Origin of the sequence: Vibrio alginolyticus NBRC 15630 = ATCC 17749 (genome assembly GCF_000354175.2) — a bacterium.
Lineage (GTDB): Bacteria > Pseudomonadota > Gammaproteobacteria > Enterobacterales > Vibrionaceae > Vibrio > Vibrio alginolyticus.
The window spans coordinates 973,857-986,110 of sequence record NC_022349.1 but is presented as its reverse complement, the minus strand read 5'-3'; the positions used below and the strand labels follow the sequence as shown (position 1 = coordinate 986,110).

The following is a 12,254-nucleotide window of genomic DNA, read 5'->3' as shown; positions in this document are numbered from 1 at the left end:
GTTGAAGTACGAGGAAAGAATCCTTTTCTAATTTGAAGCAAGTGAAAGTAGGGCAGTTCAGTGCGTTTTTCTTCTAGCCAACTTTCGTCTTTCAATCGGGGTAAAGTTTTGTAGCTGCCCGTCTCACTTCAGTGTTCAAAGCCTTTCATATCATCTCAGTTTTCAATATCTTGGAGCGCATAAATAGAAGTAGCGCATGTACTAACAAATTGCTTAAGAGTGATTCGTAACGCGTGGCATTTTTACTTTGCGGTGGCTTATGTGATTAAGGCGCTGTGCGGTAGCTTTTGTATTGCGTTACTCACACCTTAGCAAGGCGTTAGGCTTAAAAAGGTTATTGTTTGAATTGTGCTAGCGTAGGAAACGCGAGGTAGATTTAGAAGTTGGCCGAGTATTTATGCTGTAAGTATTCTAAAGGGTTACTCGGCCAATGTTTACTAGTTAAACTAGGCCCTATTCCCAATTACAGAATACAAAGGGCAGACCAAAAGTTGGGTTAACATAGACCCTCCTCTAAAATCTAAAATACAGCGGCAATTTAACATCAAACAGGTTAGTGTCAACCGAAATGGCCATATATTACCTGTTTTAATTAAAGCTCAACACAAGTAGCAAGCTTAAGCCTAACAAAGCATTTAAGACGGATTCCCAACGCTTGGCATTTTTGGTTTGCTTTAGTTTCTGTGTTTACGGCATCATACTTTAAGCTCAGTGGTCTGCGTTGCTCACCACTTAATGCGGCGTTATGTTTTAAAAATTATGTATGGAGAAAATTGTGGATAATCAATGCGCAGTTGATGGATGTAACAATTCTGTTATGCAAGAACAATCCGACTGTCCTCTACATTGTGGAAAAAATAGTTATAGTACCGATTTCCATAATAATTCCTTATTATCAAGATTTTATGACGAGCTTGTCACTTACATTTTAGACCAAGTATATAATCTTTCATTTACTGCACCAGCTGTGTCGAGAGATGATTTTAGAGATTTTTTGAAAGATGAGTTGGAGTCTGAGGTCGTTGAGAAATTTGTTCGTGATCAAATCATAGTGTTTGACCATATTAAGTTTCCAGAGCGAGATAGTCGTGACCACTTTGACTATTTTAAACTGTTAAAAAAGTTGAAAGGTGCACATTTTAATTACTGCCAGTTTATGTATATTTATTTTGATTTGGGGGATTTCGAATCATTCTTTCAAGACTGTGATTTTATTAAAGAGTGGACTGTGTTCCCATTGAAAATACTGGGTAATGTAAACCAAGTGTTGTATCAAAATTGCAGTTTTAAGGGTGATGTTAGTTTTAGTAATCAGTTTAATTTATTTGATGAATCTAACTACTCTGTCTTTCACGATTGCAAGTTTAATAATGAAATAAATCTTAATGGAATTGTTGTAAATAACTCTCTATTTAAAAATTCGGTATTATTTAAACAGAGGGTTAATAAGTTAACTATCGCTGATAGCACGATAAAATCTAAGTTTATACTTAATAACCTTTTTGTTGAGGAAGTTACCATTGAAAATGTTGAATTTGATTCTAAGTTTGAATTCAAAGAAAATAAAATAAAGAAATTGAATGTTATAAATTCAAACTTTAGTAAAATATTTGATATGTACCGCTCTGAAATAGAGGAAGTTAATTTCTTTAAAAGTATATTTAGCGACTTTGCTGGTTTTGAATGCTGTAAGTTAGGTTATGAAAGTGAAAACCCTACAACATTCAAGTATGTTACATTTTTGTCCTTTGTTAATTTTAGGAATGCAATTTTTAATTCTGGTTTGGATTTAGAAAACGCAAATTTGAAAGAAATGCCTAACTTTTTAAATGTAAGTCTTTCATCCAATAATACAAATAGAGAAACGCTAAGAATAATAAAACACTCATTTGATAAAGTGGGAAACCATATAGAGGCAAATAAGTACTTTTCTTTAGAAATGGAAAGGTATAAAAATGACATGGAAGAAGAACCATGGTCTCAAGAGAAATTGGTATTCTCCCTTAATGATAAAATATCCAAATTTGGTAGAAGTTACTTTCGACCTGCATTTTTAATTGTTATCTTGTCTTTAATATTTCAAGCTGTCATATTTTCATATGAAAATAATTACCTATATAAAATTTACCCTGACTTTAATTCGCAAATATCGAGCGTGGTTGGTTTTTTTAATAATGTCGCGATAAGCTTTATGCCGTTCTCGAAATTTCTTCATAAAGGTATTGAGTTTATAAGTCTTTTATTCTATATCATGTATGCAACTTTGATATGGCAATTGGTGGTTTCGATTAAATCACATACACGCAAAAATTAAAACATAACAAACTGTTTAAGAGTGATTCGCAACGCTTGGCATTTTTACGATGCGTTGCGTTTAGTGTTTAAGATGGTATACGGTAGCTTCGGTATTGCGTTGCTCACACCTTAACAGGGCGTTATGTACTAGGAGGTAATGTGAAGAAAGTAAGCTATCTTCTCTTGGGGCTTTTATCGACATCTGTACTTGCTGAACCTAACGACGGACTTATTGGAACTTATCTGAATAGCGACAAGTTATCTTGTAACTTAGAAGTTAAGCTGTTTGAAAAACAGGGTAGAAACTACTTTGAGGTCAAGATCGAAAAACGTCTATTAAGTGGAGAATATATACTAGATGAGCAATACGTGATTTTTGAGGGGTTAACTGCGTCTGAAGCGAGTGGACTTACAAAGCGAGAGGTAAGTGCTCGGATAGAAAGTGGGGATCTATTGTTTCAAAACTATGGGAATAGTATGAATCCATATACTTTGTTTTCTGAATGTGCCGAGAAGTATCTGATACTGAGTAAAGTACGTACATAACAAACTGTTCAAGAGGGATTCGCAACGTGAGGCATTTTTACTATGCGTTAGTTATAGTGGTTAAGGTGGTATGCGGCAGCTTCGGTATTGCGTTGCTCACCCCTTAACAGGGCGTTATATCTCACGGGAGGTTTAGTGGAATCAATACATACATTAAATGCCAGAGAGCATGTTCTGCTCGAAGTCATGAAAAGAACCTTTAACCTAGATACAAAGGTTATAAATAGTGAAATTAACAGGCTGTTGGGTAAAACTGTTGAAATATTGAAGTCTAAAAACGTTAACTATAAAGACCTGAGAAATTGTTTAACGCCTTCAACGGACAAAGAAGAAATTATACTGGTATTTGATAGTGAGCAAATTGATAGCTATTGGTATGGTTATGATGTGATCGATAAGGTTTTACCGTTTTTTGATTCCAGAAGTAGCCATAGTGTTTTAGTCGGCGACTATTTAGATCATGGTGGTCAGATTAGTCAATCGAAGTTGTGTCATGAACTCTGGGCAAGTATAAAAAAAAGAAATGACTCTACTTACCAATACGGTAATCAATACTTTTTCGTTTATATAAATAATCTGTCACCCTCTATGCGTAAAATACTAGATGAAGGGTTAAGTACATATAAGCCTTATACTGGCTATATTGATGTCACTTATGCGTCATTTATGAAAACATACGCTTCTTTTACTTTAGCTAAGTCATTTATCAAACATAAGAAAAAAATTATATTATCCCATGCAGCAGATGAAGACGATGCTGAAAACATAAATACACTCGGTTACTCCTTTGAAGAACATGGGTATACTGTAGTTAGCATTAACGAAGACCTAGATGGAGTGTTTCTTACATATAAGATAGAACGTCCCGTTCAAGGTGTTTTTGCTCGAGACACCGATTTTTCGATAAATGCTATCTCAACCACTTTACTACCAATTGATGAACTTGAAATTGAAATCGAAGATAGCAAGCTTGGTTATCTAAAAGAGCATAAGAAAGGTCGGATGAAGAAGTCGGAGCTCTTCCACTTTGATAGGCGTGAGTTAGAAATTCTAATTAAACAACGACTAGTTTATAACTATTTTTATAATCTGGCTTATCTGAAGGAGCACAATGTATCTAAATTTAATATTCTTGTTGAGAAATCCAACTCATTTGGTGAAGTAATACGACTAATGGTATCGCTTGAATATCAGCCCGATAGCAAGAAGTTGCGTCTTATCACTATGGTGTAGAGATATAACAAACAATTTAAGAGTGATTCAGCACGCTTGGCATTTTTTCTTGGGGGTAAGTTTAGTGTTTACGGTGGTCAAATTAAGTGTTGTGGTCGCGTGCTTCACACCTTAATTGGGCGTTATATGACTAAGAGGAAAAACAGTGCTAGGCAATATTTTTGACGTGTTCTCAAGAAGAAAACGCAGCGATAAAGAGCCTTTAAAACCCATATCGGAGACCTTTAGGCAACGTTTCGTGATGTTAGTGAAAGATTTTACTGATAACTCATTTTATGACGTACTTCGCGAGCTCCATAAGAAACTTTCATATTTACATGGTAAATCAGTATTGTCCCCAAATGCATATCAAGGTATTGGAATCGAAGATGATGTATATAACTATATACTTCAATGTGATGATGCTCATTTGCTAGATTCTATTGAGTATCTATTTCAAACTCAAAGTTTCAAACGGTCAGGAGATGAATGTGTTTTTATAAAACACATTAACGAGTTCTTTGCAGTTGATGATTTACCATATTACTTGACGGATACTGTATGGGAAGAGGTAGATACCTACTTTTATGGTTCGCCTGCAAAAGCTAGACAAATTAGAGAATTTCCAAAAATAATACGTAAAGATAGCGATGTTCTTCACAATACAGCGGTCGAGCCTGCCTTAGCATTGTTGAGAAAGCCAGACTTATTGAATGCTAATGAGGAATTCATGCTTGCATTAGATGAATATCGAAAAGGAAAGTATCGAGATAGTGTTACCAAGTGTTGTAGTGCTTTGGAAAGTACGATGAAAGTAATTTGTGCTAGAAATAAATACAAATTTTCAGATAAAGATACTGCTGGAGTATTGCTTAAGACTATTATCACTAGTTCGAACCTCGATTCATTTTGGGAACAGCCAATTATGTTGATAGCAACCATACGAAATCGATTGAGCTACTCGCATGGCGCTGGTTTAGACGACAAGAATGTCCCTGAACACGTTGCCAAATATTCGATTAATGCTGTGGCTTCAGCAATCTTGCTTCTATGTGACGAGGCATACTAGAAACCGTCATATAACAAACGCTTCAAGACGGATTCGCAACGCGTGGCATTTTTACCATGCGTTGCGTTTAGTGTTTAAGGTGGAATGCGGTAGCTTCGGCATTGCGTTGCTCACCACTTAAGCGGGCGTTATGTGCTTGGAGGAAAAATGGAATATTTTCAGTACTATGGAATCGACTGGGTTGCAATGGTACTTACGTTTCTTGCAATTTGGCAAATTGGAAATAAGAACAAAATCGGTTTCATCTTAATGATGTGCGGTAACACTAGTTGGGTAGCAGTTGGTTATCTTACTGGCAGTGTGGCAATGATAATTGCAAATATCATCTTTTTCTCAATGAACCTTAGAGCAATCATCAAATGGTCGACGCCAGAGAAAGAGCCTAAAGTTAGTGTTGCTGAGCAGTCATCTACAAGCTAGAAGTTCGCACATAACAAACTGTTCAAGAGGGATTCGCAACGCGTGGCATTTTCAATATGCGTTGCGTTTAGTGGTTAAGGTGGTATGCGGCGGCTTTTGTATTGCGTTGCTCACCCCTTAACAGGGCGTTATGTTTACTTGCATTTCAAAGGCTTAAAGGTCTTAGGCTCTAGTTCTTTGTCCCTCTGGCAATTCGTCCCTAGTAGACTCAGCAAATCAGTATTGTCGGTCTAAGTTCTTGAACCAATCAGCCCGTAAAACATACCAATGTTCGTGGGTTGCTTCATTGTCAGGTCGTGGCGGTCGGTTTTTAGTTTAACTGGCTCAAAGTCGCTTTTGGATTCTTAGCCAATTAGCATTTTGGCTTGGCAGTTGCCTCGGCAATTTGCCATTGTTTTGCACTTTGGTTGGAAAGACAGGTCGCTTGTTGGAGCTTCGTCGGGTTGCCTCATTGGGCAGGGAAGTGGAATTACTGGTTTTGGGTTAGTCGCTTTTGGTGGCCAAGTTGGTTCTTGCCTTGTGGTTTGGTTCAGAAAACTAGCTTGAAATAGCAGTTCTTTCTCAATAAAGTCAGTGACTTGTGGTAAAACATAACAAACTGTTCAAGAGGGATTCGCAACGCGTGGCATTTTTACTATGCGTTGGTTTTAGTGTTTAAGGTGGTTTGCGGCGGCTTCGGAATTGCGTTGCTCACCCCTTAACAGGGCGTTATAGCGCACGATAAAATTGAATATGGATGGTCATGGATAATATCGAAAAAGAGCTCTATCAAGCAGCAATAGAACTAGTAAATATGCGATATCCTTCTGGTTGGGGTGGAGCTGCGGCTGTTAGAACAGAGTCAGGAAAAATATTAACAAGCATTGCTCCTGATACTAAAAACGATGCTCTTTCACTATGCATGGAGGTGGGAGCGTATTTAGAGGCTCACAAACTCAATGAGCGAGTGACCCACTCATTATGCCTGTGTCGTGAGAGCGAGAACGATGAATTTCTAATTTTGTCACCATGCGGAGTTTGCCAAGAGCGCCTCGTCCATTGGGGTGGGGATGTCAAAGCAGCAATTACGACTTCAGGGAATGCATTGGTTTTCAAGACTATACGAGAATTAATGCCTCATCATTGGTCACTTGTAAACGGCAAAGCGCTATAACAAACTGTTTAAGAGTGATTCGCAACGCGTGGCATTTTTACTATGCGTTGGTTTTAGTGTTTAAGGTGGTATGCAGTGGCTTCGGTATTGCGTTGCTCACACCTTAACAGGGCGTTAGCTGTTTGTGCAATGTGGTATTGGAGAGTGAAACTAAATGGAAGCAAGATTTAATAAGTTATTAGCGTTCAGTATTGTTTTAGTCCATTTTTTTGCTTTCTCTGGGCTACTATATAAATCTCAAATTTATGGGCATATAGCGGTCTCACCCGGAGAACCTTATGGGTTCGGTGACGTTATAGATTTATTGTTTGCTTGTTTAGTTGTCTTGATGTGGTGTTTTGCGATGGTATCCTCAATTGTGGTGACTTTACTTAATATTAAAAGTAACTGGCTAGCTTCTCTGAAGGCACTTTTATACGGCACGGTTGGTCTTGTTGGTTATTTTTACGTTAATAGTCCAGTCTCCTAATACGAAACAGCTAACAAACTGTTTAAGAGGGATTCGCAACGCGTGGCATTTTTACTATGCGTTGGTTTAAGTGTTTAAGGTTGTATGCGGCGGCTTATGTATTGCGTTGCTCACCCCTTAACAGGGCGTTAAGTTTCAATAGGTAGTTCAAATGAACAAAAATACATTCTACAAATACAAATCATTAAGTAATTTTGAGTTCGTATTGGACATATTGCTTCGAGAAAGATTGTATGCAAGTAAGTATAGTGAGCTAAATGACCCTATGGAGGGAGTCATTAAGGTTGATGGTACAATCCCCGATGACCTAGAAGAAACGTGGAAGAACATACTCGAAGATCTGCGAGTATGTTGTTTTACTCCAGACGACTCAAACACATTAATGTGGGCACATTATGCAGATGGGGGACGTGGTTGTGCCATTGAGTTTGAACTGCTACCAAGTTCGGAAGTTGTTAAAGTTTCCTATCGCAACAAGCCAAAAGTTTCTAAAAATCAATTAACAACAGATAAAGCGATAGAAATTCTAAAGTATAAGGATTCGAGCTGGAAATATGAGAAGGAGTTCCGTTGTATCACATCGGACACATATGTACCGATTGCAGTGAAAAAATTGATACTCGGACCTAAAGTACAAGCCTCAACAGTAGAGCTATTACAAGGGATTCTTCGTTGCTGTAAGCCTGATTTACAAGTTGTTCAGCTCAAAGGTAAGGGGGACAGCGTTGTTGAACGTGTGCAAATGATCATAGGAAATAAAAGAGTCTATTACCGTGAGAGTGAAGAAGAATGCTCAAAATGCTTGGAGTTAGGGCACTATAGGGAACAGTTTGTTCATCGGTAAAAGAAACTTAACAAACAATTTAAGAGTGATTCAGCACGCTTGGCATTTTTGGTTTGGGTTAAGTTCAGTGTTTATGGTGGTCAAATTGGGTGTAGTGGTTGCGTGCTTCACACCTTAATTGGGCGTTATGTTCTAGAGGGATTATGGGACTAAAAAGGATTAATCACTACGTTGAAGTTCTACCCAAGATGTTTGTTGGTTGGCGGATGGGTGAAGACCTCGAAATGTTATCTGAGCTGCCTAATGGTGTCTTGTGTATTAACTTGCTCGATGGAACAGTTTCACATTCGATTGCTGGCGAGCTAGAACTGTATATTTCCAATGAGCTATCAGCTTGGTTTAGAAGTGAAGCGATAAAGGAAAATATCGATTTATCAACATTATTGAAAGCTTCTTTAACAGTTGAAGTAGATACGGATAAAGTAAAAACTATTAAAAAACGTGTAGTGTTGTTTAATTTTGACTGTATAGCTCATATAGCAACAGTGAATAAGGTCTATGAAAGTAGGCTCACGGACGTAACTAGATGGCACACGAGGCTACGAACATAACAAACTGTTTAAGAGTGATTCGCAACGCGTGGCATTTTTACTATGCGTTGCGTTTAGTGTTTAAGGTGGTATGCGGAGGCATCGGTATTGCGTTGCTCACACCTTAACAGGGCGTTAACTAACTCCTTCGATCCAGTTTATAAATTAAAGAGAAATGTTTATATGACATCAAAAGAACACTTTAAACCAATGCCATGCCATGCAGACCACCTAAAAAGGCTTTCGAATCCATACGGGATGAAATGTAAACTACTGCTAGATGACTTTGAGCTTTACTCTAAAATCGGGAAAGTCGATTTATATCGCGTGAGTCTTGCAGGCCTTTATCTAACCAGTAGTTTATACCACAAGGCTGGAGACATAGAATCCAGTCTTAGAGCAATGGATATGCATCAGTACTTTGATATTAAATTAGTGCAGTCACAGCTATTGAGTAATGGTGAGACGATTTCGGTGGTGCTCCCCAAAGCGGAGGTGACTCTAGTAGCAAAGAAAGAGGAATACAATGCTCTCGATGGCGCGCGATATTTGACCTATTTAAGTTGGCTATCTTTATTCTGTGAGCAAGTGAGTGACATCGAGTACCTTGCCAACTTAGCCGACCACCCAAACACTGAGTGGTATAATGTTCGGTCTCGTACCTTCTTTGAGCTCCAAATGGTCATGCTCGGAATAAAATCTGGCGACGTTAAGTCGTTAATTCAGAAGTTTATTGATGTGAGTACGCCTGAGTATCTTGAGGGTTTAGCCTTTGAACACGCTAACCTTGTCGATTTGCCAACGATTAATGTGATGACAAAAGTTCTAAACAAATCAGGTTGTGGTGAAGCGGAATATCAACAAGCGATGTATGAAGCGGTCAAAGGGCACCACAAGTATTGGAGTCAAAAAAAGTTAAAGGAAGAGCGTGTAGGCTATTTTGCTATGCCGTTACTGGCACTGGCAAAGCTTACTTACCAGAAATACGGTTTTCGCTTAGGGTTTGAAACGGATTATGTTCCAGAAGTGTTCTACACCCGTAATATGCCCGAGCCGAGCTATAGCTTTTTAGATATTTACAAATCGTAGTTAGTTAACAAACTGTTTAAGAGTGATTCGCAACGCGTGGCATTTTTACTATGCGTTGCGTTTGGTGTTTAAGGTGGTTTGCGGCAGCTCTTGTATTGCGTTGCTCACACCTTAACAGGGCGTTAGTACTGAATTGGTATCAAAGGTTAGAAGTTTCTGTGTTTATTGGTTTCTTTTCCTAACTTTACACCTGTTCAAATGTGCTTTTCACGTTCGCTCCGGTGGCACTAGATGCGAAGTTTTTGCTTTGATTTCATCGTTTACGGTTTCTAACTTTTGGGCTATTTCTTTGGCGCGGCTTCTTTGATGCTGTTGGTTTCAGCATCAAAAATGTAGCTTCATTGTCGCTGCGGTTGAGTTTGGTGAGCGTATCCTTTGCTAATGTGAAAGCGGTGAAAAAGAGCAGTTTGGCATGTTTTTCTTTTAGCCAACTTACGTCTTGAAGCTAGTTTTCAATTTGGCCGTTGTCCGTTTGGTTTCAGTGTTTTAATCCATAAATTTCGTGCTATATTTCAACATCTTGGGGTATGCCCAAGGCTTCAAGGGCAGCGTACTAACAAACAATTCAAGAGGGATTCATAACGCGTGGCATTTTTACTATGCGTTAATTTTAGTGATTAAGGTGGTTTGCGGCGGCATTGGTGTTGCGTTACTCACCCCTTAATTGGGCGTTATGTGCTTTAGGAGAAAACGATGAATAAGTGTCTAATCATCATATTAGCTAGTCTTTCATTTGGTGCTCTTGCTGAAGAAGAGTCCATTGACTGTAATAATGCGATGACCACAATCGAGATAAACCAATGTACTGCTATTGAACTAGAGTCAGCACAAGTTAAATTAGACAAATATCTAAACACTAGCTTTGAGCACAACTCTCATGACCCAGAACTGATCGCAGCAATTAAGCTTGCTCAACAGGATTGGCAAGCATATATGTCCTCTCACTGTGATTCGGTTTATACGCAATGGCGTGATGGAACTATTCGTGGAGTTATGGCGATATCGTGCAAAACTAAGTTAACTAAGCAAAGAACGCACGAGTTATGGGAAAACTTTTTAACTTATATGGACAGTACACCACCAGTTTTACCGGAGCCAAGTGTAGAGTAGGTTTCAACCACGCACATAATAAACTGTTCAAGAGTGATTCGCAACGCGTGGCATTTTTGCTATGCGTTGAATTTAGTGATTAAGGTGGTATGCGGGGGCTTCGGTATTGCGTGCTTCACACCTTAATTGGGCGTTATGTGCCCGAGTACCCCACGTTTAGTAGACACTTTACTAAGTTAGATCTAGGGTCTAATTGAGAGGTGATTTATGGCTAAACATCGTAATCCAGCGTACACCGAAGAGTTCCGTAAAGAAGCAGTTCGCTTGGCCAGTCTTCCTGGCCGAACAGCCGTCTCCGTTGCTAAGGAGCTGGGCATCAGTGCCCAGCAGATCCGGAACTGGAAGCGCCAGTTCACACGCCTATCTGATAAACAGTTTAACACTTTAGACGGTGTCGATTATTCGAAGAAAGAGTCTGAAGAGCTTCGAGCGCTAAGGCGCGAGAACAAGCGGCTCAAAGATGAAATGGAATTCCTAAAAAAGGTCTCGGCGTACTTCGCGAAGCAGCAAGAGTGAAGTACGAGTTCATTGAAAGCTATACAGGCGAGTACTCGATTAGCTTAATGTGCCGTACGTTAGAAGTGAGTCGAGGTGGTTACTACAAGTGGCGTCATCATGCGCCGAGTGAGCGTTCAAAGCGGCGAGAGCGCTTTGAACAGCTCGTCATGTGTACCTTTGCCCAATATCGGGCACGTTACGGCTCTGTGCGAATTGCAGAAGAGCTAAACGAAGCAGGCTATGCCTGCTGTGTGAATTATGTGGCTGCTATGACGAATGTTGCCGACAATTTACTGCGTAGAGACTTTGAGTCTGAGACGCCAAATCAGAAATGGGTTACGGACATTACGTATATCTGGGTGAAGAGCCGTTGGCTCTTCTTAGCGACAGTGATGGACTTGCATTCAAGACGCATTGTGGGTTGGTCGCTTGGGACAACGATGACCGTCGAGCTAATCACTAACGCTCTAAAAATGGCGTTTGAGTCACGTAAGCCGCCTAAGGGCGTCATTATCCACTCAGACCGTGGTGTACAATACAGAGCCTACAAATATCAAGACTTCATGCGTAAGCATGGAGGTGTACCGAGCATGAGTCGGCAGGGTAACTGCTGGGATAATGCGGTGATGGAGTCGTTCTACAGTCGACTGAAAGTCGAACTGATATACGCAGAAGACTATCAAACTGTCGAAGAAGCCCGAATGGGCATCTTCGAATACATCGAGGTATTTTACAATCGCAGAAGAAGACACTCAGCGTTGGGGCAGGTCAGCCCAGTTGAGTACGAAAGTATGTAGTTATGTACTGTCTACTTTTTGTGGGGTACACCAGTGCTTTCTCTAAAACCCGCCAGATTCACTAAAACTTTTTTCTAGCTGGCCGCATCGGTTGTTTTGAATTAGCCCCCTTTAAAATGCCGTTTTGGTGCCTTATTTTGGCTAAAATGGGGCTTTTTAAGTGTCTGTTTTTATTGGTTTTGTTTTTGTTGAGAACTTTCAGGTAAATGGTAGTCTTCAAAT

The 12,254-nt window shown here is 39.4% G+C and carries 13 protein-coding genes; all 13 read left to right on the top strand.

The annotated features are described in order from the left end of the window. Positions 1–775 precede the first annotated feature (775 nt). The 13 genes from N646_RS04345 (at position 776) to N646_RS04285 (ending at position 12,032) form a co-directional block, all read left to right on the top strand. Positions 776–2,314 (top strand): hypothetical protein, encoded by a 1,539-nt coding sequence (locus N646_RS04345; protein ID WP_017821982.1) that lies wholly within the window; start codon positions 776–778, stop codon positions 2,312–2,314. A gap of 140 nt (positions 2,315–2,454) precedes the next feature. Further along, the gene (locus N646_RS24680; protein WP_017821984.1) at positions 2,455–2,841 is read left to right on the top strand and encodes a hypothetical protein; all 387 of its coding nucleotides are present in this window, start codon (positions 2,455–2,457) and stop codon (positions 2,839–2,841) included. Between the two features lie 135 nt (positions 2,842–2,976). After that, positions 2,977–4,074 (top strand): hypothetical protein, encoded by a 1,098-nt coding sequence (locus N646_RS04335; protein ID WP_017821986.1) that lies wholly within the window; start codon positions 2,977–2,979, stop codon positions 4,072–4,074. A gap of 145 nt (positions 4,075–4,219) precedes the next feature. Then, a complete protein-coding gene (locus N646_RS04330) occupies positions 4,220–5,122 on the top strand; it encodes a DUF7014 domain-containing protein (RefSeq protein WP_017821988.1) in 903 nt (300 codons plus the stop codon). Between the two features lie 147 nt (positions 5,123–5,269). Next, positions 5,270–5,542, top strand: a complete 273-nt coding sequence (locus tag N646_RS04325; protein WP_005462157.1) for a nicotinamide mononucleotide transporter — start codon at positions 5,270–5,272, stop codon at positions 5,540–5,542. 742 nt (positions 5,543–6,284) lie between these two features. Further along, positions 6,285–6,695, top strand: coding sequence for a cytidine deaminase (locus N646_RS04320; RefSeq protein ID WP_021033956.1), 411 nt, complete (start codon positions 6,285–6,287; stop codon positions 6,693–6,695). A 154-nt stretch (positions 6,696–6,849) separates the two neighbouring features. Continuing rightward, positions 6,850–7,164 carry a hypothetical protein gene (locus N646_RS24675; protein WP_041170521.1) on the top strand — a complete coding sequence of 105 codons (315 nt, stop codon included), beginning with the start codon at positions 6,850–6,852 and terminating at the stop codon, positions 7,162–7,164. A 151-nt stretch (positions 7,165–7,315) separates the two neighbouring features. Further along, the gene (locus tag N646_RS04310) at positions 7,316–8,008 is read left to right on the top strand and encodes a DUF2971 domain-containing protein (RefSeq protein WP_017821975.1); all 693 of its coding nucleotides are present in this window, start codon (positions 7,316–7,318) and stop codon (positions 8,006–8,008) included. Positions 8,009–8,214: 206 nt separating this feature from the next. Further along, positions 8,215–8,559, top strand: a complete 345-nt coding sequence (locus N646_RS04305) for a hypothetical protein (RefSeq protein WP_127891239.1) — start codon at positions 8,215–8,217, stop codon at positions 8,557–8,559. A gap of 162 nt (positions 8,560–8,721) precedes the next feature. Further along, positions 8,722–9,627, top strand: coding sequence for an Imm49 family immunity protein (locus N646_RS04300; RefSeq protein WP_017821971.1), 906 nt, complete (start codon positions 8,722–8,724; stop codon positions 9,625–9,627). Between the two features lie 693 nt (positions 9,628–10,320). Continuing rightward, positions 10,321–10,737 carry a lysozyme inhibitor LprI family protein gene (locus N646_RS04295; RefSeq protein WP_017821968.1) on the top strand — a complete coding sequence of 139 codons (417 nt, stop codon included), beginning with the start codon at positions 10,321–10,323 and terminating at the stop codon, positions 10,735–10,737. A 207-nt stretch (positions 10,738–10,944) separates the two neighbouring features. Continuing rightward, positions 10,945–11,253, top strand: a complete 309-nt coding sequence (locus tag N646_RS04290; protein ID WP_004413754.1) for a transposase — start codon at positions 10,945–10,947, stop codon at positions 11,251–11,253. A 47-nt stretch (positions 11,254–11,300) separates the two neighbouring features. Continuing rightward, positions 11,301–12,032 carry an IS3 family transposase gene (locus tag N646_RS04285; protein ID WP_457785813.1) on the top strand — a complete coding sequence of 244 codons (732 nt, stop codon included), beginning with the start codon at positions 11,301–11,303 and terminating at the stop codon, positions 12,030–12,032. Positions 12,033–12,254 lie beyond the last annotated feature (222 nt).

What these genes read in the sequence shown, in the direction of transcription:
- N646_RS04290 (WP_004413754.1), top strand. Translation starts at nt 10,945, where the DNA reads ATGGCTAAACATCGTAATCCAGCGTACACCGAAGAGTTCCGTAAAGAA.
- N646_RS04295 (WP_017821968.1), top strand. Translation starts at nt 10,321, where the DNA reads ATGAATAAGTGTCTAATCATCATATTAGCTAGTCTTTCATTTGGTGCT.
- N646_RS04285 (WP_457785813.1), top strand. Translation starts at nt 11,301, where the DNA reads ATGTGCCGTACGTTAGAAGTGAGTCGAGGTGGTTACTACAAGTGGCGT.
- N646_RS04310 (WP_017821975.1), top strand. Translation starts at nt 7,316, where the DNA reads ATGAACAAAAATACATTCTACAAATACAAATCATTAAGTAATTTTGAG.
- N646_RS04305 (WP_127891239.1), top strand. Translation starts at nt 8,215, where the DNA reads ATGGGTGAAGACCTCGAAATGTTATCTGAGCTGCCTAATGGTGTCTTG.
- N646_RS04325 (WP_005462157.1), top strand. Translation starts at nt 5,270, where the DNA reads ATGGAATATTTTCAGTACTATGGAATCGACTGGGTTGCAATGGTACTT.
- N646_RS24675 (WP_041170521.1), top strand. Translation starts at nt 6,850, where the DNA reads ATGGAAGCAAGATTTAATAAGTTATTAGCGTTCAGTATTGTTTTAGTC.
- N646_RS04320 (WP_021033956.1), top strand. Translation starts at nt 6,285, where the DNA reads ATGGATAATATCGAAAAAGAGCTCTATCAAGCAGCAATAGAACTAGTA.
- N646_RS04300 (WP_017821971.1), top strand. Translation starts at nt 8,722, where the DNA reads ATGACATCAAAAGAACACTTTAAACCAATGCCATGCCATGCAGACCAC.